Genomic DNA, 20,447 nt, shown 5'->3' with positions numbered 1-20,447 from the left:
CGGCCACCGCGGCCCGTTCCTCCTCCACCGCCGAGGCGGGCCGCACCCGTGTCCCGCCGGAGCGGCCGAGCGTGGTGACCACGAGGCCCTCCTCGGCGAGCCTGCGCACCGCCTGGCGGACCGTGTTGCGCCCGACGTCCAGCGACGCGTCCCCGCACACCCTCGCGCCCGGCGACACCGCCATCGTGAACGCGGGCACGGCGCTCGGGGTGGAGAACCCGGCGGACGAGCCCGCGACGATGTGGGTGACGACGTCGGTGGGCCTGGAGGCCGAGCTGGCGGACGGGACGCGGATCGCTCCGCCGTGGGCCCGGTAGCGCCGCCCGGTCAGGCCGCATGCGGCGCCGTCCCGTCAGGCCGCGTGCGGTGGCGCCGCGGCCGGGCGGATCGCGGTCGGGCCGAACTTCCTCCGGGCACGGTCGACCGCGTCCTCGATGCGGCGGTCCCGCTCGTCGGCCGGATCGAACAGGAGCTGCCGGGAGGCCAGTTCGGCCGGGATCAGGCGGTCGGCCCGCAACGCGAAGGACCGCACGCGGGCCCGCTGCAACCCGAGCCGGTCGTGGAGTTCGTACGCGAGCGAGGTCAGCGTCGGGGTGTGGGCGGACGCCTCACGCAGGGCGCGGGTACGCGTGGTCGTGCTGCGGTCCACGTAGCGCACGGTGAGGGTGAGGGCGCCGGTCGCCTGCTCCTCGGCGCGCAGCCGCAGGCCGAGCCGGTCGGTGAGCGCGAGCAGCACGGCGCGCTGCCGGTCGCGGTCCAACTCGTCCTGCGGGAAGTCGTGTTCGACGCGGATCGAGCGGGCCGGGGCCGCCGGGACCACCGGTGTCGGGTCGAGGCCGCGAGCCGCGTCGTACAGTCGACGCCCCGCGGCGGCGCCGAGGATGCGTTGCAGGGTGCCGAGCGGCGCGGCGGCGATCCTGCCGACGCTGTCGAGACCGTACGAGGACAGGGTGCGGGCGGTCGCGGGCCCCACGCCGTGCAGGGCGGCGGCGGACTTGTGGGCGAGAAAGGCGGCGACCGCGTCCAGGTCGTCGGGCAGCTCCCGCACCGCCGACGGCGGCCCGTCGACGGCGACCATCCGGGCCAGCATCGGATTCGCGGCGACGCCGATGGTCGAACGCAGCCCGTAGAGACCTCCGGTCCGCGCCCGGATCCGCTCGGCCAGAGCCACCGCGTCCGTGCCGAAGTAGCGCAGGCTGCCCGTGACATCGGCGAGCGCGGCGTCCGGCGGCAGCGCCTGCACGAGGGGCGTGAACTCGGCCAGCAGGGCGAGCAGATGGAGGTAGAGCTGCTCGTCCACCAGGTCGTGAAAGTGGACGTACAGGATCTGTGTCGGCACCGCTTCCCCACTTCCTCGCGTCGTCCGTGTCGTCCGCGTCATCCCGCACTCCCCGGGCTCTGGTGCCACAACTTGCGGCTCTGCTTGACGGGTTCGCCGGGCGGCTGGAGGTCCGCCCAGGGGTGCAGGTCGTAGCCCGTCTCCAGGCGGATGCTGCGGCCGTCCGCCGCCGTGTCCGTCGCGGGGCGCTCCGCGGTGAGCCGGTCCGTCACCGCGGACAGGCCGCCCGTGCGGCGCAGCTCGGCCAGTTCGGCCAGGTCCCAGGCGGCGGATCCGGTGACCGACAGCGCCTTGCCGCTGCCGCCGCCCCTGCGCTGCACCACGCCGCGTACGAGCAGCAGCCAGGAGTGGAAGACGGTGTGCGCGCTCGCGTCGTGGCTGTCCTCGAAGAACGCGCAGTCGACAAGGCCCGAGGTGTCGTCGAGCGTTGTGAAGATGACGCGCTTGCCGGAGCGGACCGGCGGCGTCTGCACGGCGCCCTTCGCGCCGGCGACCAGGACCACCTGTCCGTGCGGCAGGTCCTTCAGCCGGTGCGCGGAGGACACGCCCAGTTCGTCGAGCAACTCCCGGTGGTCGCCCAGGAGATGGCGCGAGGTGTCCATGCCGAGCACGCCGAGCTCGGCGCCGAGCCGTTCGGCGTCGTCGAGGTCGGGCAGCTGGGCGGGGGCGACCGTATCGGGGGCCGCGTCGGTCTCGCCGAGCGCCAACTGTCCCTGGGCACCGCCCTTCCCGCTCCGCTGCGACTCGGCGATGTGCAGCATCAGGTCCCGCCGGTTGCGCCCGAAGGCGTCCAACGCGCCGACCTGCGCGAGCCGTTCGGCGACAGGCCGGGAGGGGCGGGCGCGGGAGAGGAAGTCCTGGAGCGAGACGTAGGGGCGCCCCGCGACGATCCGCTCCGCCTCGGCCTCGCTCATGCCGCGCACATCGTCGAGCGCGAGCCGGAGCCCGTGAACGAAACCACCGAAACGGCCCGAACCGTCCCCACCATCAGACACCAGTTCGATTCGATAGGCCGGATCCGACGCGTTCACATCGAGCGGCAGCACCGGCACCCCCCACCGCCGCGCGTCCGCGAGCAGCAGACGCTTCGGGTACATGCCGGGGTCGTGCGTGAGCAGCCCCGCGTAGAACGCGGCCGGATGGTGCGCCTTCAGCCACGCCGACTGGTACGAGGGCACGGCGAACGCGACGGCGTGCGCCTTGCAGAACCCGTACGCGCCGAACGCCTCGATGATCTCCCAGGTCCGTGTCACGACCTCCTCCGTGTATCCGCGCGCCCGGGCCTGTTGCTCGAACCAGGTCCGCACCCGTCCGACCTGGTCCGCCTTCGAGAGCGCCCGCCGCGTGTAGTCGCCGAAGGCGAGGCTGCACCCGGTCATCACGTGCAGGATCCGGATGATCTGCTCGTGGAAGACGACCACGCCGCACGTCTCCTCCAGCGCGTCCTTCAGATCCGGATGCGGGTACGCGGGCGCCTGCTTGCCGTGCCGTGCTTTGATGAACGGGTCGACCATGTTGGCCGCGACCGGCCCGGGACGGAACAGCGAGATGTCCACGACCAGGTCGTGGAAGGTCTCGGGCAGCAGCCGCGCGAGCAGATCGCGCTGGCCCGGCGACTCGGTCTGGAAGCAGCCCAAGGTCTGGGAGGACTTGATGAGTTGATACGTCTTCGGGTCGCCCGGCGGCACCTGTTCGGGGTCGTCGAGATCGATGCGGTTGCCGGTCACCCGCTCGATCTCGCGCACCGAGTGCGCCATCGCGGACTGCATCCGCACCCCGAGGACGTCGAGCTTGAGCAGCCCGAGGTCCTCCACGTCCTCCTTGTCGAACTGGGACATGGGAAAGCCCTCGGTGCTGGTCGGCACGACCGGGGTGCGCCGCAGCAGGGTCGTGTCGGAGAGCAGCACCCCGCACGGGTGCATGGCTATCCCGCGCGGCAGCGCGTCGAGCGCCTCGACCAGGTCCCACAGCTTCGGCGGGTACGCCTCCGGGTCGATGCCGCGCAGCTCCGGCAGCTCCTGGAGCGCGAAGCGGGCGTCGCGGGCGCGGATGTGCGGGAAGGACTTCGCGAGCCGGTCCACCTCGGCCGGTTCCATGCCGAGGGCGAGGCCGACGTCCCGTACGGCGTGGCGGACCCGGTAGGTCTCCGGCATGGACACGGTGGCGACCCGCTCGGGCCCGAAGCGGTCCAGGATCGCCCGGTAGACCTCCAGGCGGCGGGCGGACTCCACGTCGATGTCGATGTCGGGCAGCTCCATGCGCTGCTCGGACAGGAACCGCTCCATCAACAACCCGTGTTCGACCGGGTCGGCCGTAGCGATGCCGAGCAGATGGTTGACCAGCGAGCCCGCGCCGGAGCCGCGCGCCGCGACCCGGATGCCCAACTCCCGCACATCGGACACCACTTGGGCGACGGTGAGGAAGTACGAGGCGTAGCCCTGCCGTTCGATGAGGCCCAGTTCGTCCTCCAGGCGCTCCCAGTACCGGCGCTTGTAGTCGTAGCGGCGGGCCAGCATCGCGGCATCGCAGCGCGAGCGAAGCACCCGGTCGGGGGTGCGCCGGGCGGCGCCGACGAGGTCCGGCTCGGGGAAGTGCACCCGGCCGAGCCCCAGGTCGTCCTCGGGGTCGACGCGGCAGGCCTGGGCGGTCTCCTCGGTGACGGCGAGGAGGCGGCGCGCGGTGTTGGCGCCGTATCCGGCGGCCTCGGCGACCTGCTCGGCGACGCGCGCCATGTCGGCGGCGGGCTTGAGCCAGCGTCCGCCGCTGTCGAGCGTGCCGCGCGGGTCGATCGGCACCAGGCGGCGCGCGGAGTCCAGCACGTCCGCGACCGGCCCCTGTCCGGCGTCGGCGTAGCGGACGGCGTTGCTGAGTACGGGGAGGATCCCCTGGTCGGCGGCGAACCCGAGGGCGCGGGCGGCGTGCCGCAGCGAGCCGGGTCCTGTGCCGCTCAGGCCGTGGGAGACGACCTCGATGCGCAGCGCGCCGCTCCCGTACCGCTCACGCCAGGGCGCGAGGAGCCGGGCCGCGCGGTCCGGGCGGCCGGCGGCGAGCGCGCGGCCGACGTCCGAGTCGGGGCCGAGCAGGACGAACACGTGGTCCGCACCCTCTTCGCCGAGCGCGTCCCAGGGCAGCAGCGGGCGTCGGCCCTGCCCGGAAACGGCGGTGACATCGCGGTGCGCCGCGGTGACGAGCCGGCACAGTTCGGCCCAGCCGTCCGCGCCGTCCCGGGCGAGGAACGTCACGCGCTGCGCCGACTCGTCGACGAAGGCGCCGCCCCGGGCGGGGGTGCGCCGCCGTTCGGTGCGTTCGACGGCTTCGGCCGGTGCGGCGACGGCGAGGTCCACCCCGAACAGTGGCCGGATACCGGCCCTGCCCGCGGCCTTGGCGAAGCGGACGGCGCCGCCGAGGGTGTCCCGGTCGGTCAGGGCGAGCGCGTCGAGGCCGCGCGCGGCGGCCCGCTCGGCGAGCGCGTCCGGGTGCGAGGCCCCGTACCGCAGGGAGAAACCCGAGGCGGTGTGCAGATGCGTAAAACCCCGCATCCGAACCACCTCGTCACTACTCCCCCCTCTATCCGACCTGTCACACCAGCCTCATCAGGGCCGATGCCCTCACCGTAAACCATGTTCGAATATTTGTGCGAGCCGAAACCGCCACCCGGGAGCCACCGCTCGGGAACCGCCGCCCAGGAACCCGCCCCCACCCGTTCGGCCCTCCCCGACTGCATGAGCCGGGGCCCCACCCGAGCGTTGAGGCATGAAGTTCGCCGAAGAGTTCAAGAACGCCGTCACACCCAGAGCCGCGCTCCTCGTCATCGGTGTCCTGGCTCTCCAGCTCCTGTTCATCACCTCGTACGTGGGGGCGCTGCACAATCCGAAGCCGAAGGACGTCGCGTTCGGCGTCGTCGCGCCGCAGCCCGCGGCGGCGAAGCAGCTCGCGCAGCAGCTGGACAAGCTGCAGGGGTCCCCGCTCGACGCGCGGGTGGTCAAGGACGCGAAGACGGCGCGCGAGCAGGTCCTGAACCGGGAGATCGACGGCGCCCTGGTGTTCCACGCGAAGGGCGCGCAGGACACCCTCTACGTCGCGTCCGGCGGCGGCACCGTCCTGGCGTCCGCGCTGGAGGGGCTGGCCACCACGATCGACGCCCAGCAGCAACGCACGGTGAAGACCGTCGACGTGGCGCCGGCGTCGGCGTCGGACTTCGACGGCCTGTCGGCCTTCTACCTCGTCGTCGGCTGGTGCGTCGGCGGCTATCTGTGCGCCTCGATCATGTCGATCAGCGCCGGGTCCAAGCCGGCGAGCCCGCAGCGGGCCGCCATCCGGCTCGGCTCGCTCGCGGTCTTCTCGATCGTGGGCGGCATCGGCGGCTCACTGATCATCGGCGACTCGATCCTGGGCGCGCTGCCAGGGTCCTTCTGGGGCCTGGCCGGGCTCGGCGCCCTGGTCACCCTCGCGGTCGGCGCGATCACGCTCGCCCTGGAGGAACTCACCGGCGTCGTCGGCATCGGACTCGCGGTGCTGCTGATCGTCGTCGCGGGCAACCCGAGCGCGGGCGGCGCCTTCCCGCTGCCGATGCTGCCGCCGTTCTGGCAGGCGATCGGCCCGTGGCTGCCGCCGGGCGCGGGCACCTGGGCGGCCCGCTCCATCGCCTACTTCAAGGGCAACGACCTCACCCAGTCCCTGCTCGTCCTGTCCGCGTGGGCGGTGGTGGGCATCGCCGCGACGCTGCTCGTGTCGGGCCTGCGCGAGAAGCGGCGGGGCGTACGGACGGCGGCCGCGGCGGAGCCCGCCGAATCGTGACGGTCACATGCTGCGGCGGAGCCCGCCGAATCGTGAGGTGACACGACTCGGCGGGCTCGGCCCGAAGCCCCGAGGGCCCTACTCGGTCCCGTAGTACGCCTGCCGCATCAGCCGCTTCATGTCGTCGATCATCGGCATCCGCGGGTTGGCGGGCGCGCACTGGTCGGCGTAGGCGTTCATGGCCTGCTGCGGCAGGGCCGCCATGAACTCCCTTTCGTCGACGCCCTCTTCGCGGAACGACGCCGGAATCCCGCACCGCTCACGCAGTTCCTCGACCGCCTTCGCGTACGACTCCACGCCCTCCTCGGGGGTGGCGGCCGGCAGGCCCAGCATCTTCGCGATGCCCTGGAGCCGCTCGGGCGCCCGGTACGTCTCGGCCTTCGGCCACGGCGTCGCCTTGTACGAGACGGTGCCGTTGTGCCGGATGACGTGCGGCAGCAGCAGCGCGTTGGTCCGGCCGTGGGCGACGTGGAAGGTGTTGCCGAGCGTGTGCGCCATGGCGTGGACGAGGCCGAGGAAGGCGTTGGCGAAGGCCATGCCCGCGATGGTCGACGCGTTGTGCATCTTCTCGCGCGCCTCGGGGGCCCTGGCGCCGTCCCTCACGCACGCTTCCAGGTTCTCGAAGATGAGCTTGATCGCCTGGAGGCACTGGCCGTCGGTGAAGTCGTTCGCGTACACGGAGACGTACGCCTCGGTGGCGTGGGTCAGCGCGTCGAAGCCGGAGTCGGCGGTCACCGTCGGCGGCAGGTTCATCGGCAGCATCGGGTCGATGATCGCGACGTTCGGGGTGAGCGCGTAGTCGGCGAGGGGGTACTTCTGGGCGGCGGCCGGGTCGGAGATGACGGCGAAGGGGGTGACCTCGGAGCCCGTGCCGGAGGTGGTCGGGATCGCGACGAGCTTCGCCTTCTCCCCCAGCTGCGGGAACGTGTAGGCCCGCTTGCGGATGTCGAAGAACTTCTCCTTCGTGTCCGCGAACTCGATCTCCGGGTGCTCGTACATCAGCCACATGATCTTCGCGGCGTCCATCGGCGAACCCCCGCCGAGCGCGACGATCGTATCGGGCCCGAAGTCCCGCATCGCGGCGGCGCCCGCCTGCACGGTGGCCAGCTCCGGGTTCGGCTCGACGTTGTCGATGACCTGCAAAGTCACCGCCGTGGAACGGGAGTTGAGAATGTCGGTGATCTTCTGCACGAAGCCGATGGCGCCCATCGTCTTGTCGGTGACGACCGTGACGCGGTGCACGTCGTCCATCTCGGCGAGGTACTTGATGGCGTTGCGCTCGAAGTAGATCTTCGGCGGGATCTTGTACCACTGCATGTTGGTGTTGCGCCGGCCGATCCGCTTGATGTTGACGAGGTTGACCGCGGAGACGTTGTTGGAGACGGAGTTGTGGCCGTAGGAGCCGCAGCCGAGGGTCAGCGACGGGAGGAAGGCGTTGTAGACGTCGCCGATGCCGCCGAAGGTGGAGGGCGAGTTGACGATGACGCGGACCGCCTTGACGCGGCGGCCGAACTCCTCGGCCAGCTCATCGTCCTCGGTGTGGATGGCGGCGGAGTGGCCGAGGCCGTTGAACTCGACTATCTGCGCGGCGAGTTCGAGGCCGTGCCCGGTGTCGTTCGCCTTGAGTGCGGCGAGGACCGGGGAGAGCTTCTCGCGGGTGAGCGGCTCAGCGGGGCCGACCTCCGCACACTCGGCGACGAGGATCGAGGTGTCGTCCGGCACCTCGAAACCGGCCTGCTCGGCGATCCAGGTCGCGGGCCTGCCGACGACGGACGCGTTCAGCTTGGCGCCCGCGCAGTCGCTGCCGTGGGCGGCGGCGCCGAAGACGAACTCCTCCAGCTTGGCCTTCTCGGCGGCTGTCACCACGTGCGCCTTCAGGCGTTGCAGCTCGGCGATGCCGTCCTCGTAGATCTCCTGGTCGAGGATGACGGCCTGCTCGGAGGCGCAGATCATGCCGTTGTCGAAGGCCTTGGAGAGCACGATGTCGTGGATGGCGCGGCCCAGCTTGGCGTCCTTCGCGACGTACGCGGGGACGTTGCCCGCGCCGACGCCGAGGGCGGGCTTTCCGCACGAGTAGGCGGCCTTGACCATGGCGTTTCCGCCGGTGGCGAGGATCGTGGAGACGCCCTCGTGGTTCATCAGCGCGCCCGTCGCCGCCATCGACGGCTCCTCGATCCACTGCACGCAGTGCGCGGGTGCGCCGGCCTCGATCGCCGCGTCACGCACGATGCGGGCGGCCTCCGCGGAGCAGTTCTGGGCGCTGGGGTGGAAGGCGAAGATGATCGGGTTACGGGTCTTCAGGGCGATCAGCGCCTTGAAGATCGTGGTCGACGTGGGGTTGGTGACGGGGGTCATCGCGCAGATCACGCCGACGGGCTCGGCGATCTCGGTGATGCCGTTGATCTCGTCGCGGGAGATGACGCCGGCCGTCTTCAGGCCGCGCATCGAGTTCACGACGTGCTCGCAGGCGAAGAGGTTCTTGACCGCCTTGTCCTCGAACAGGCCCCGGCCGGTCTCCTCGACGGCGGCCTTCGCCAGGTCGCCGTGGTGGGCGAGCGCCGCGAGCGACGCCTTCTTGACGATGTGGTCGACCCGTTCCTGGTCGTACGTCTCGAACCTCGCGAGCGCCTCACGCGCTCCAGCGACCAGTTCGTCGACCGTCCCCTCGGCTGAACCCTCGACATCCACGGCAGGCTCCCTTTTTCGCGCCTTTTCGCTGATGTCTCAATTCCACACCTTTACGCTCCGCTCATGGGGCGGAGAACGGCCCGACCCCAAGGGACCAAAGTCCCTGCGGATGCGGGGCGCCACGAAAAAGCCCCGCCCCCGGTTTCCCGGGGGCGGGGTACGAACGTGCTGGTCAGCCGATTTCCGTGCCCGTGGCGGAGAGCGCCTCCGTCACCGGCTGGAAGAAGGTCTCGCCGCCCGCCGTGCAGTCGCCGCTGCCGCCGGAGGTGAGGCCGACCGCCGAGTCGCCCGAGAAGAGCGAGCCGCCGCTGTCACCGGGCTCGGCGCAGACATCGGTCTGGATGAGGCCGTTGACGATGTCGCCGTTGCCGTAGTTCACGGTGGCGTCCAGGCCGGTCACCGTGCCGTCGTGCACCTGCGTGGTGGAGCCGGAGCGGGTCACCTTCATGCCCACGGTGGCGTCCGCCGCCTTGGTGATCTGCTGCGCGGAGCCGTTGTAGAGGTTGACCTCGCTGGGGTGGTCGACGTCGGCCGAGTACTTCACGAGCCCGAAGTCGTTGTCCGGGAACTGGGAGTCGGCGTTCGTGCCGATCTCCTGGCCGCTGGAGTCCGTCCACGTGGAGATCGACTCGGTGCAGTGGCCGGCCGTGAGGAAGAACGGCTCGCCGCCCTTGGTCACGTTGAAGCCGAGGGAACAGCGGCCGCCGCCCCCGGTGATGGCGTCTCCGCCCGCGATGAACGGCTTGAACTCACCCTGGCTGCGCTTGAGTTCGGCCTTGCCGCCGAGCTTGTCGACGACTCCGGTCAGCTGGTTCCAGTCGGAGCCCTTGACCGTGCGGTCGGCGGTGACGACGACCTTGTTGGTGGCGGGGTCGACGGCCCAGGACGTGCCCGGGATGGTCGCGTCCTGCTTCAGGGTCGTCCGCGCGCCCTTCAGCTCTGCGAGGGAGTTCTGGACGACTCTGGCCTTCGCGCCGGCGGCCTGCGCCGTCTGCGCGGCCTCGTCGTTCAGGACGTTGACGACGAGCTGCTTGGTCTTGGCGTCGTAGTAGCTGCCCGCCGAGTTCTCGCCCAGGTCCTTGGTCAGGCTCGAGGCGAGAGTTCCGGCCTTGGCGATCGAGAGCTTCTGGGCCACCAGGTCGGGAGTGTCGGTGCTGGCGTTCGCAGTCTGGAAGGTGATGCCCGCTGCGGCCAGGGCGAAGATTCCCGCTCCGACCACTGCGGCGCGCCGCTTGGGTATGCGTCGGTGCTTCAACTCACGTCCTCCTGTGGGGGGTTGGGATACCGGTTCGAGTGGGGTCGGACCGGTTCCGTGAGGCTGACTGGCCCACTATCCCGACCGTCACAGGGAGCACACAAGGTCGACTTCCGGACGCGCGTTCGTCAATCCTCGTACGCCCTTCACCACTTGAGTGCGCCCCCGCGCCGCACGTCGATCCCCACTGCAAACACTCCGTGCATCGATGGATGGGCGGAGGGTGAGGTCTAGTCCTGTCCGGATTTCGCCCCTGCTTGCTCGCCGTTCACCACGGGCTCGGGGGTGCCCGCCGCGCTCTTCTTCTCGAACGCGGGCGTGGGCGCCGGTGTCTCGGTGAGCCCCGGCAGCGCCCCCTCGGCGAGTTGGGTGACGGCCGCCTGCGCCGCGTGCGCCGCGTCCCCGGGCGTGGCCCGCTCCAGGAAGCGCAGGAGCTCGACCGGGAACGGCAGCACCAGCGTCGAGTTCTTCTCGGCGGCGACCGCCACCACCGTCTGCAGCAGCCTCAGCTGGAGCGCGGCCGGCTGGTCGGACATCACCTCGGCGGCCTGGGCGAGCTTCTTCGAGGCCTGCAACTCGGCGTCGGCGTTGATGACGCGGGCCCGCCGCTCACGGTCGGCCTCGGCCTGCCGGGCCATCGACCGCTTCATGGTCTCCGGCAGCGATACGTCCTTGATCTCGACCCGGTCGATCTGCACACCCCAGCCGACGGCCGGGCTGTCGATCATCAACTCCAGGCCCTGGTTGAGCTTTTCGCGGTTCGACAGCAGATCGTCGAGGTCGCTCTTGCCGATGATGGAGCGCAGCGACGTCTGCGCCATCTGCGAGACGGCGAACCGGTAGTCCTCGACCTGCACCACGGCCTCGGCCGCGTCGACCACCTTGAAGTAGATGACGGCGTCCACCCGCACCGTCACGTTGTCCCGCGTGATGCCGTCCTGCGCGGGCACCGGCATCGTCACGATCTGCATGTTGACCTTACGGAGCCGGTCCACGAACGGCACGACCATCGTGAACCCGGGCCCGCGCACGGACCGGGTGAGCCGGCCGAGCCGGAACACCACCCCGCGCTCGTACTGTTTGACGACCCGCGCCGCGGACATCACGTAGACCCCGCCGGCGCATACGACGGCCACTCCCGCCGTCACCAGTTCCTCGACCATCTCACGGTCCCCCAGGGTCCGAAGTGGGCGCAAAAGGCGTGTACTTCGACGGTAGCCCCGTAAGGGACACATAGGGAGAGCCCGCACACAGGGAGAGCCCCCGCCCGGCCGAAATGGCCGGACGGGGGCTCCTGCTGCTGGCTGCGACTGCCGAACGTGACGCGAAGGTGGAGCGGTCGGATCAGTAGACGCTCACGCCGTACGCGCTGAGCGCCTCGGTCACCGGCTGGAAGAACGTGGTGCCGCCGGAGGAGCAGTTGCCGCTGCCGCCGGAGGTGAGGCCGTAGGCGGTGGAGCCGCCGTACAGCGGGCCGCCGGAGTCGCCGGGCTCGGCGCAGACCGTGGTCTGGATGAGGCCGGAGACGACGTCGCCGCCGCCGTAGTTCACGGTGGCGTTAAGGGCGGTGACCCGGCCGCTGTGGATGCCGGTGGTGGAGCCGCGGCGGGTGACGGTGGTGCCCACGGACGGCGTGGCGGCGCGCGTGATGTCCACGCTGCCGACGGTGCCGGGAGGTGTGGAGACCCCGCTCGCGTACTTCACGATGCCGTAGTCGTTGCCGGGGAAGCTGGACCCGGTGGTGCTGCCGATGGTCGTGGTGTGACCGGAGTTGGACCACCAGGTCCCGGCGCCGTCGGTGCAGTGACCGGCGGTCAGGAAGTAGTAGGCCCCTGCGCTGTTCTTGACGTTGAAGCCGAGTGAGCAGCGCCAGCTGCTGGCGTAGATGGCGTCGCCGCCGGACACCAGCTTCTTGAAGGTGCCCGCCGTGCGCTCGATCTTGAGTGCGCCCGCGGTGTCACCCGCTTCCTTCCGGATCTTGTTGATCTCGGCCTGCGAGACCGTGCTGTCGACGGTGACGACGACCTGTTTGGTCTTGGCGTCGACGGCCCACGCGGTGCCGGCGACATCGGCGGAGCGCACCGCGTCGCGGGTCTGCGTGAGTTCCGCTGCGCTGAACGTGTTCGCTGTGTCGGACGCGTTGGCGGAGGGAATCGCGAAAGCTGCCACGGCGAGGAGACCGGAACCGACGGCGATCAGCCGGGTCGATCTGGCTCTGCCGCTGCGGGGGGTACTGCGCTTGTTCCTCACTGCTCGTTCCTCCCATAGGGAAGTCGGGGGCCCTCGTGGGGATGGGGCCCGTGAGGCGCAGCCAGGTGCACGGCGGCGATCCGGATTCCGGACACGTCGTGCTCCTGACAATCGCTGAACGGGAGTATTCGCCCGCTCAACTGCCCTGCACAAGAGCGCCTTTTGGACTTCCGCCAGATCTTCGCAATGCGCCCCCGCCCCGCTGGAGGAAGTGCGGGGCGGGGGCGTTCCGGGTCAACGGGACAGCGCGGGCGCCCGCCGTGGCCGCGTGCGCACCCCGATCACCTGGTCCATCAGCGCGCCGAGCACATCGCGTACGGACGCCCGGGCCCGGGCGTCGCACTCGACGACCGGCACATCGTCGCCGATGCCCAACGCCTCCCGGATCTCGGCCAGTTCGAACCGTTCCGCGCCTTCGAACCGGTTCACGGCGAGCACGAACGGCGCCCCCTGCGCCTCGAAGTAGTCGAGCGCGGGGAAGCAGTCCTCGATGCGCCGCGTGTCGACGAGCACCACGGTCCCGAGGGCGCCCTCCACCAGGTCGTCCCAGAGGAACGAGAACCGGTCCTGCCCGGGTGTGCCGAACAGGTACAGCGCGAGGGTCGGATCGAGCGTGATGCGGCCGAAGTCGAGGGCGACGGTGGTCGTCGTCTTGTCCTCGACCCCGTCGAGGGAGTCGACGCCCACGGAGACCTGCGTGATGGAGGCCTCGGTGTCCAGCGGTTCGATCTCCGAGACCGCCCCGATGAACGTGGTCTTGCCGACGCCGAGCCCACCGCTGACCACGATCTTCACGGCCAGCGGGGCGATGCGTTCAGAGCGCCCTGACATGGTCCCTGATCCTTTCGAGGGTGTGGAGCGGCAGCTCCGCGGGTTGCGAACACGACAGGCGGCCACCGACGACGAGGTCGGCGACGAGCACCTTGGCGACTCCGAGCGGAACCCCCACCGCCTCCGCGATGTGCGCGACGGTGGTGGGTTCCTGACACAGCGTCACGATGCGCTGGTGCTCGAACGCGAGCGGCGCGGCCCCCTCCGCCGCGTCGAGCGCGACCACGAGGGTCTCCAGGCGCAGATCGGCCTGCGCGGGCAGGGAGCGCCCACCGGTGATGATGAAGGGACGGACGAACTGCCCCTCGTCCGGCACTTCCGATGGCTCGCTCATCGCGGCAGCGTCTCCCGCAGATCGGCGATGAGCGCCGGCGTGAGGAGGTCCCCCGCCCGTTCGGCGAGGACGGCCATCTCGTAGCCCACGAGCCCGAGTTCACCGCTGCTGTCGGCGAGGACGCCGAGGCAGCTGCCGTCGCGGATCGCGGAGACGAGCAGGAAGCCGCGCCCCATCTCGATCATGATGAGTTTCACGCCGTCGAAGCTGTACCGCTTCGAGGCGCTGCGGGCGAGGCTGGACAGGCCCGACACGATCGCGGCGAGCCGGTCCGCCTCGGTGCGGTCGAGCCCGTCCGACACCGCGATGAGCAGCCCGTCGGAGGAGACGGCGACGGCGTCGCGCACGCCGTCGGTGGAGCGGACGAAGTTGGCGAGCAGCCAGTTGAAGGTCTGCGAGTCGCCCCGCGTGTCGACGGTGGTCACTTGGTGTCGTCCTGCCCTTCGGCGCCGTCCCCGGCCTCGGTGTTCCCCTGCTTGCCCCGCGTGGCGGCGCGCTCCTTCTCGACGCTGATGGAGCCGCGCATATGGGCGCTGCGCAGGCCCGACAGCATCCCGGACACCCCTTCGGGGGTGCGCTCGGCGGCGGGCCCCTCGGGCGCCGGCGACGACGGCGGCGCCGTCTCGTGCACGGCCTTGGAGATGGCGCTGCGCTGCGGCCGTTTGACCAGTCCGTTGCGGGTGCGGGAGGCAGAGGACGCCGAACCGGCGGGCTTCGTACGGGACTTGGCCTCGGCGCCTGCGGCGACCGGCGTCCGGGCCTCCTTGCGCGGGGCGGGCAGCTTGGCGGGCTGCGCGGCCGGCTCCTCGGGCTTCCCGGCAGCCTCGGCCTTCTCGGACTTCCCGGCCTTCTCCGCGATCTCGGCGATCTCGGCCTTCCCGACCTTGGGCCTGGCCTCCGTGAGCAGCCCCGCGGGCACCAGCACCCGGGCCACCACACCGGCGGCGGGCGCCTCGCCGAGCCGCACCTCGATGCCGCACTTGCGGGCGAGCGCGCCGACCACGAAGTGACCGAGGAACCGGGTGGGTTCGGCCATGAAGCTGGCATTCCCCGAGAGCCGTACGTTGGCCTCGGCGAGGGCCCGGGTGTCCATGCCGAGCCCGTGGTCGACGATGGCCACGAGATAGCCCTCACTGGTGCGCCGCCCCTCGATCTCGACGTCGGAGTCCGGCGGCGAGAAGCTGAGCGCGTTCTCCACCAACTCGGCCAGCAGGTGCGAGAGTTCAGCGACGACGGCACCCGAGATGTGGGCGGGCTCGACGCGCCGCAGCGTGACCCGCCGGTACTCCTCGACCTCGGACAGCGAGGCCCGCAGCACGTCCGTGACGGACAGCGGCGTCGACCAGGTGCGCGGGCTCGACTCGCCCGCGAGGACGAGCAGCGATTCGGCGTTGCGGCGCATACGGGTGGCCAGGTGGTCGAGTTCGAAGAGGTTGGCGAGGGTGTCGGGGTCGGCGTCCTCGTGCTCCAGCTTGTTGATGAAGCTGATCTGGCGGCGCACCAGGTTCTGGTTCCGCCGCCCGAGGCTGACCAGCGAGTCGGTGGCGTTCCTGCGCAGCACGGCCTGCTCGGTGGCGAGGTCGAACGCGGCGCTCTGCACCCGGTCGAAGGCATCGGCGACCTCCCGCACCTCGGCGCCCGCGCGGGCGTCCAGGGCGAGCGGCGCGGGCGGTTCGGGCGAGGCGTCACCGGCCGTCTGCACGGCGGCGACGGCCTGCGGCAGCCGCGCCCCTGCCACCTCGCGCGCCTCCCGGGCGAGGCCCGTGAGCGGCGCGGACACGGAGCGTACGCAGTCGTAGGCGAGCGCGCCGAGGGCGGCGATGACGGCGAGCGCGAGAAGCACGAACAGCAGCAGGTCGCGCTGGGCCGAACCCTCCAACTGCGCGGCCCGGTCCTCGACGTCGGCCCCGATGGAGACCTGTACGTCCCGCAGCCCGTTGATGGTCGACGTCATCGAGTCCCACCAGGCCATGGGCGGTACGTCACGGGGACTGAGGCGGCCCGCGCCGTGCACGGCGGTCGACTCGTAGCCGAGGGCCCGCTCGGCGTCGGGCGTGGCGAGCGCCGCGCCCAGGCGGCGTTCCTGCGCGTCCGTCGCGGTGCGCGGGAACGTGTCGAGCGCGGCGAGCCGGCCGGAGCGGATCTCCATGAAGCGGCTGTAGTCGTCGCCGCGGAAGTGCCCGCCGGCCCGTACCGAGCCGAGCACGATGGCCCGCTCCTGGCCCATGAACTCCTTGGCGGAGCCCAGGGTTTGGAGTGACTGGTAGGAGTCGCGCAGCGGCCCGTCGGCCACGTCGTCGAGGGCCCGGCCGAGCCCCGCGAGCTCGGCGATGGTGTGCGTGAAGTAGTCGAAGGTGGGCTTCACCTGCCCGGAGCCGTCGTCCGCGCCCTTGCGGATCCCGGCGAGCGAGTCGAGCCGCCCGAGCGCGTCGGACGCGGCCGCGGAGGTGCCCCGCTCGTCGAGCGCGCCTTGAAGGGCGACGCGCGCGGTGTCGGTCGCCTTGCGCTGGGCGGGCAGCTTCGCGCTGAACTGCCGCACCCCGCCGACGTATCCGGTGGTGAGGCCGCGCTCCTTCTGCAGCTCGTGGACGAGCCCCTGGATGGTGACCTCCAGCCGGGCGTCGGCGGCGGTCGCCGCGGCGTTGCGGTAGCCGGAGATCTGCTCGGTCGCGAAGAAGCCGAGCAGGGCGAGAAGTACGGCCGTGGCCAGGGCGAGGATGCGCAGGAGTCGTGTGCGGATGGTTCTGGGTCGGGAGGAGGCGGTGACGGATGCCGTCACCGACGAGACGAGGTCCACTGAAATGCCTTATGGAGAGGGCGAGTTGACGGTGCGGAAACGGTGCTTCCGCGCCCGGCCAACGAGCCCTCACCGGCTCCGGTCACCTCATCAGGTGGTTGTTTTACACCACCGAAACAGCCTTTCCGAAGGCGTGCAGGTGGCCCCGCACCACACCTTCGGGCCACCCCGGTCCGTATACAGGGCCAGCGCCTCACGCCCCGCAGTCACAGCACGAGCAGCAATCACAGCAGTCGCAGCAGTCGGGCCCGTCGCAGTTCCGGCAGCAGCCCTCGCGCTTCTTCCGGGACCACGCACCCTCGTACTCCTCGGCGCAGCACACCTTGCAGGTGCAGCACAGCCCGATCGCGACGGCACACCCGGCGAGGAATCCCCGCTTCCCCGGCTTAGGCGACTTCCCGAAGGGATCACCGCCGCCCGGACCACCGGGCCCGCCCGGGCCTCCGGATCCCCCTGGCCCTCCGACGCCGTTCGGATCGCCGCCGTAGGGATTGCCACCGCCGTAGGGATTCCCGCCGCCATGGCCGTCACCACCGCCGTAGGGATTCCCGCCCTCATACACCCCGTGACCCCCGTGCCCATGCGCATGCGCCTCCGCCCCGAACGCCCGGTCCACCGACCGCCCCAGCTCGTGCGCGAGCAGCAGATGCGCCAGCTTGCCGTCCACGAAGTCGACGTCGCGCAGCGCGAGCCGGATGCCGTGCAGGGCGTCGTCGGCGAGGCGCCGCGCCTCGGTGAGCGACGTGCCGGTGGCGGACAGCGGGTTCCAGGCGCCGGAGGCGGCATCGGCCTCCCGGTCCTCGACGGCGTCCAGCAGATGCGCGAGCCGCCCGAACAACCGGCCCACCTCGGCGAGCGGCTCGGCATTCCCCGGCCGCCCGGCGAGCACCGCCGTGTGCGCGAAGGCGGCAGCCGTCGCCGTCTCGGTCGGCTCGGTCACGGTCAGGACGGAGCCGCCCGGCCCGGCGAGCGCCTCGATCCCGGCCTGCCGCTCAACCGCGTCGAGCAGCACCGCCGTGTCGAACCCGACGTCAGATCCCGTACGCGCACCGGCCCTTCCCCAGCTCGCGGCGACCTTCCGCGCGGCCATGGCCACCGGCCTGCGCGCGAAAAGACCGTCCCGGTCGTCGACGTGATCGCGCACCTTCGCCGACGCGAGCACCAGGGAGACGGCCGCGGCGAGCCGCGCGCCCTCGCCCTGTGCGACGGACGCGCCACGCATGCCCCGGAGCGGACAGGGCCCGGCCTGCCGCCGCCGGCCACCGGCCGCGCCGGACCGCTCGCTCTGAGCCTCCGTCAGAACGGAGACGAGCAAACCGTCGTAGTTGGTGACGACACGGGCGAACTGCCCGTGGTCGCCGCGCAGTGCCAGACAGAGCCCGCAGAGATGGGCCGTCCACTGGGTTTTGAGGCTCTCACCGAGCCGATGAGAGCAGGGCCGAACCATGCCGAACAAGAAGACTCCCCCGTACGCCGGATGACGGCCCGTCACCTGGACCGCGCGACGACGGCATCGTATCGAGCCCTTGCGCGAGCTTCCCGTTCACCCGTACGCACCGAAGGTCACCCATACGCCGTGAAGAATCATATTTCACTCACCATCAGCAGCCGTATCCCGTACAACCCTTGGGAACTGGGGGACAACGTCACGCAGACTGTGCACCAGTACCGCAACGAAACCCCCGCGCGGCGGCTATCCCCTTGGCGCCGCATCTGCATCATGGACGAACATTGGGGATGCACGACATGCGGAACGCAGAGGAACCGCTGTGAGAGGAGGCGTCCATGGGATCGGTGCGCAAGGCGAGTGCCTGGCTTGGCCTCGTCGACGACAACGATGAAGAGCGTTACTACGACGACGACTACGACGAGGGGCCCGAGCCCGCCGCCGCCGGCGACGCGGCCTGGGTCACGGACCCGCGCGTGAAGGTCGCCTCCGAGGAGGCCCAGGAGAAGGGCCGCCGGATCGGCACCGTGACCCCGGACAGCTTCCGGGACGCGCGGCGCATCGGTGAGATGTTCCGGGACGGGGTTCCGGTCATCATGAACCTCACGTCGATGGAGGCGGCCGACGCCAAGCGCGTGGTGGACTTCGCCGCGGGCCTGATCTTCGGGCTCCGGGGTTCGATCGACCGGGTCGCCACGCGGGTGTTCCTGCTGAGCCCCGCGGACACGCAGATCGTGTCCGGCCGTGACGCCAAGGAACCGACGGACGGTTTCTTCAATCAGAGCTGAGCGGTTCGGGGGCCTCCCCCCGGACCGCGCGTCACGCGGCCGAGGACGCCGAGGACTCCGCCGGTGACGAAGCCCGCCGCGGCGCCGCCACATCCGCGTCGTCCGCCGCGGGCGCCACGTCCGTCTCGTCCGCCTCGCACTCCATCCGCTTCGGCAGTCGCAGCGCGGCGACCGCCCCGAGGAACAGCAGCACGGCGCTGACGACCAGCGTGACGTGCAGACCGTGCACGAACGCGGCGCGCGCGGCCTCCCGCAGTGCGTCCCCCGCCGCGCCCCCGAGCTGCGCGGCGATCTGGTACGCCTCCCCCAGCGAGTGCCCCGCGGCGGTCGACGTGCCGTCGGAGACCCCCGGCACACCTCCGAGTCCGGGCGCGTACGCGGCGTTCATCACGGAGCCGAGCAGCGCGATGCCCATGCCGGCGCCCAGTTGGTACGAGGTCTCGCCGATCGCGGCCGCGCCGCCCGCGTCGTCCGCGGGCGCCTCCGTGAGCATCGACTCGTAGGCCCCGAACAGCGTGGTCTGGAAGCCGAAGCCGAGCAGCACGAAGCCGAAGCCGAGCAGCCACGGCTGGTCCTGCTGGCCCATCGCGCAGAGCATCAGCACCGCACAGGCGGTGAGCGCGAAGCCGGACGAGACCATGGCGCGCGGCCCGAAGCGGCGCAGGTTCGCGGAGCCCAGGACGCCCGCGGTCATCGCGGCGAAGGTCAGCGGCAGCATCCGCAGGCCGGTCTCGAGCGGGCTGAGGCCGAGCACCAGCTGGAGGTACTGGACCGCGATCAGTTCGAGGCCGACGAGGGCGAGCATCGCGATGACGATGCAGCCGACGGACGTGGAGAACGCGACCCGCGAGAACAGCTTCATGTCGATGAGCGGGTGCTCGCGGCGGCGCTGGCGGCGCACGAAGAGGAAGAGCAGCACGACGCCGACGACGAACGGCAGCACGGCCTCGGCGTCGAGCAGATCGCGCTTGGTGCCGAGTTCCTTGATGCCGTAGACGACACCGAGCACGCCGAGCGCGGCGAGCAGCGCGCCGAACAGGTCCCACGGGCCGTCGCTGCGCCCCTTGGACTCGGGCACGAGGACCCGGCACAGCGGCAGCATGATCAGCATCAGCGGGATGTTGATGAGGAAGACGGAGCCCCACCAGAAGTGCTCGACGAGGAAGCCGCCGAGTACGGGCCCGGTGGCGGCGCCGACCGCGGCGACCGCGGTCCACACGCCGATCGCGACGGCCCGCTCGTGCCGGTCGGGGAAGACGTCGCGCAGGATCGAGAGCGTCGCGGGCATGATCATCGCGCCGCCGATGCCGAGGATCGCGCGGGCCACGATGAGCACCTGCGCGGTGTCGGAGAACACGGCGAGCGCGGAGGCCGCGCCGAACAGGGCGTAGCCGAGCAGCAGGATCCTGCGGCGGCCGACTCTGTCGCCCAGCGTGCCGAACAGGATGAGCAGCGAGGCGCACACCAACGGGTATGCGTCGCCGATCCACAGGAGCTCGACGGAGGTGGGCTTGAGGTCCTCGGTGACCGCGGGCAGCGCGACGTAGAGGATGGTCGAGTCGAGGGCGACCAGAAGCAGACTTGTGCACAGGACGACGAGGACGACCCAGCGGTGGGGTCGGGTGCCCATGGCGGCCAGGCGCCCGAGCGCGCGCCCGGAGGCCGTGTTCGTCCCGGACATGTACGTACCTCCCAGTGTTCCTCGCGTTCGGCGGTTTCCAGGACTGGGGAGGCCCATGGGCCTTGTCCTGGTTCCGGCTCGGGAGGAGCGGTCTCCCGGCCCCGCGGCGATAAGGCGAGTAAGCCGTCAGCGTACGCGAGTTCTCGCCAATGACACGTGGCGGACCTCTCAAGGCAGCCGCGAGCGGGTGTGGCGTGCACCACTCCGGGGAAAGGGGCCTGCTGGTGAGGCGCGTGGGGC

The 20,447-nt window shown here is 71.2% G+C and carries 14 protein-coding genes and 1 pseudogene; 3 read left to right on the top strand and 12 right to left on the bottom strand.

All coding sequences use genetic code 11. The annotated features are described in order from the left end of the window. Positions 1-164: 164 nt before the first annotated feature. Positions 165-317: pseudogene (locus tag ACOKM3_RS31840) on the top strand (cupin domain-containing protein); the annotation flags it as partial. Between the two features lie 35 nt (positions 318-352). On the opposite strand, the gene ACOKM3_RS31835 reads toward ACOKM3_RS31840, so the two are convergent. After that, positions 353-1,381 carry a DNA polymerase Y family protein gene (locus ACOKM3_RS31835; RefSeq protein ID WP_426904609.1) on the bottom strand — a complete coding sequence of 343 codons (1,029 nt, stop codon included), beginning with the start codon at positions 1,379-1,381 and terminating at the stop codon, positions 353-355. Next, a complete protein-coding gene (locus ACOKM3_RS31830; protein ID WP_426904607.1) occupies positions 1,378-4,878 on the bottom strand; it encodes a DNA polymerase III subunit alpha in 3,501 nt (1,166 codons plus the stop codon). The genes ACOKM3_RS31835 and ACOKM3_RS31830 overlap by 4 nt, the downstream gene beginning before the upstream one ends. 214 nt (positions 4,879-5,092) lie before the next feature. Here ACOKM3_RS31830 and ACOKM3_RS31825 point away from each other — a divergent pair, with 214 nt between their 5' ends. Beyond that, positions 5,093-6,136: a DUF3533 domain-containing protein gene (locus ACOKM3_RS31825; protein WP_426904605.1), complete on the top strand. Its 1,044-nt coding sequence runs from the start codon at positions 5,093-5,095 to the stop codon at positions 6,134-6,136. Between the two features lie 78 nt (positions 6,137-6,214). Here the strand turns inward: ACOKM3_RS31825 and adhE are convergent, their stop codons facing one another. The 9 genes from adhE to ACOKM3_RS31780 all read right to left on the bottom strand — a co-directional run bounded on the left by adhE (position 6,215) and on the right by ACOKM3_RS31780 (position 17,747). Then, positions 6,215-8,824, bottom strand: coding sequence for a bifunctional acetaldehyde-CoA/alcohol dehydrogenase (gene adhE, locus ACOKM3_RS31820; RefSeq protein ID WP_426904603.1), 2,610 nt, complete (start codon positions 8,822-8,824; stop codon positions 6,215-6,217). Between the two features lie 172 nt (positions 8,825-8,996). After that, positions 8,997-10,079, bottom strand: a complete 1,083-nt coding sequence (locus tag ACOKM3_RS31815; protein ID WP_426904601.1) for a S1 family peptidase — start codon at positions 10,077-10,079, stop codon at positions 8,997-8,999. Positions 10,080-10,309: 230 nt separating this feature from the next. Then, positions 10,310-11,242 (bottom strand): slipin family protein, encoded by a 933-nt coding sequence (locus tag ACOKM3_RS31810; protein ID WP_426904599.1) that lies wholly within the window; start codon positions 11,240-11,242, stop codon positions 10,310-10,312. A gap of 181 nt (positions 11,243-11,423) precedes the next feature. Next, positions 11,424-12,329: a S1 family peptidase gene (locus tag ACOKM3_RS31805; RefSeq protein ID WP_426904597.1), complete on the bottom strand. Its 906-nt coding sequence runs from the start codon at positions 12,327-12,329 to the stop codon at positions 11,424-11,426. 234 nt (positions 12,330-12,563) lie between these two features. Then, positions 12,564-13,160 (bottom strand): GTP-binding protein, encoded by a 597-nt coding sequence (locus tag ACOKM3_RS31800; RefSeq protein WP_426904595.1) that lies wholly within the window; start codon positions 13,158-13,160, stop codon positions 12,564-12,566. Continuing rightward, positions 13,144-13,494 (bottom strand): DUF742 domain-containing protein, encoded by a 351-nt coding sequence (locus tag ACOKM3_RS31795; RefSeq protein ID WP_426904593.1) that lies wholly within the window; start codon positions 13,492-13,494, stop codon positions 13,144-13,146. The genes ACOKM3_RS31800 and ACOKM3_RS31795 overlap by 17 nt, the downstream gene beginning before the upstream one ends. Continuing rightward, the gene (locus ACOKM3_RS31790) at positions 13,491-13,919 is read right to left on the bottom strand and encodes a roadblock/LC7 domain-containing protein (protein ID WP_327664068.1); all 429 of its coding nucleotides are present in this window, start codon (positions 13,917-13,919) and stop codon (positions 13,491-13,493) included. Before ACOKM3_RS31790 ends, ACOKM3_RS31795 begins: the two co-directional genes overlap by 4 nt. Continuing rightward, a complete protein-coding gene (locus ACOKM3_RS31785; protein WP_426904591.1) occupies positions 13,916-16,291 on the bottom strand; it encodes a sensor histidine kinase in 2,376 nt (791 codons plus the stop codon). The genes ACOKM3_RS31790 and ACOKM3_RS31785 overlap by 4 nt, the downstream gene beginning before the upstream one ends. 193 nt (positions 16,292-16,484) lie before the next feature. Then, positions 16,485-17,747 (bottom strand): DUF5685 family protein, encoded by a 1,263-nt coding sequence (locus tag ACOKM3_RS31780; RefSeq protein WP_426904589.1) that lies wholly within the window; start codon positions 17,745-17,747, stop codon positions 16,485-16,487. Between the two features lie 329 nt (positions 17,748-18,076). Here ACOKM3_RS31780 and ACOKM3_RS31775 point away from each other — a divergent pair, with 329 nt between their 5' ends. Continuing rightward, the gene (locus ACOKM3_RS31775) at positions 18,077-18,526 is read left to right on the top strand and encodes a cell division protein SepF (RefSeq protein WP_426904587.1); all 450 of its coding nucleotides are present in this window, start codon (positions 18,077-18,079) and stop codon (positions 18,524-18,526) included. Between the two features lie 31 nt (positions 18,527-18,557). Here ACOKM3_RS31775 and ACOKM3_RS31770 read toward each other — a convergent pair whose 3' ends face one another. Continuing rightward, the gene (locus ACOKM3_RS31770) at positions 18,558-20,207 is read right to left on the bottom strand and encodes an MFS transporter (RefSeq protein WP_426904585.1); all 1,650 of its coding nucleotides are present in this window, start codon (positions 20,205-20,207) and stop codon (positions 18,558-18,560) included. Positions 20,208-20,447 lie beyond the last annotated feature (240 nt).

Origin of the sequence: Streptomyces nidicola, from assembly GCF_050106155.1 — a bacterium.
In the GTDB taxonomy this organism is placed as follows: domain Bacteria; phylum Actinomycetota; class Actinomycetes; order Streptomycetales; family Streptomycetaceae; genus Streptomyces.
This window is presented reverse-complemented; position numbering and strand designations above follow the sequence as displayed.

Bases quoted from the DNA above. Each gene is read 5' to 3' on its own strand.
- ACOKM3_RS31835 (WP_426904609.1), bottom strand. From the start codon at position 1,381: ATGACGCGGACGACACGGACGACGCGAGGAAGTGGGGAAGCGGTGCCG.
- ACOKM3_RS31830 (WP_426904607.1), bottom strand. From the start codon at position 4,878: ATGCGGGGTTTTACGCATCTGCACACCGCCTCGGGTTTCTCCCTGCGG.
- ACOKM3_RS31825 (WP_426904605.1), top strand. From the start codon at position 5,093: ATGAAGTTCGCCGAAGAGTTCAAGAACGCCGTCACACCCAGAGCCGCG.
- ACOKM3_RS31810 (WP_426904599.1), bottom strand. From the start codon at position 11,242: ATGGTCGAGGAACTGGTGACGGCGGGAGTGGCCGTCGTATGCGCCGGC.
- ACOKM3_RS31800 (WP_426904595.1), bottom strand. From the start codon at position 13,160: ATGTCAGGGCGCTCTGAACGCATCGCCCCGCTGGCCGTGAAGATCGTG.
- ACOKM3_RS31795 (WP_426904593.1), bottom strand. From the start codon at position 13,494: ATGAGCGAGCCATCGGAAGTGCCGGACGAGGGGCAGTTCGTCCGTCCC.
- ACOKM3_RS31775 (WP_426904587.1), top strand. From the start codon at position 18,077: ATGGGATCGGTGCGCAAGGCGAGTGCCTGGCTTGGCCTCGTCGACGAC.
- ACOKM3_RS31770 (WP_426904585.1), bottom strand. From the start codon at position 20,207: ATGTCCGGGACGAACACGGCCTCCGGGCGCGCGCTCGGGCGCCTGGCC.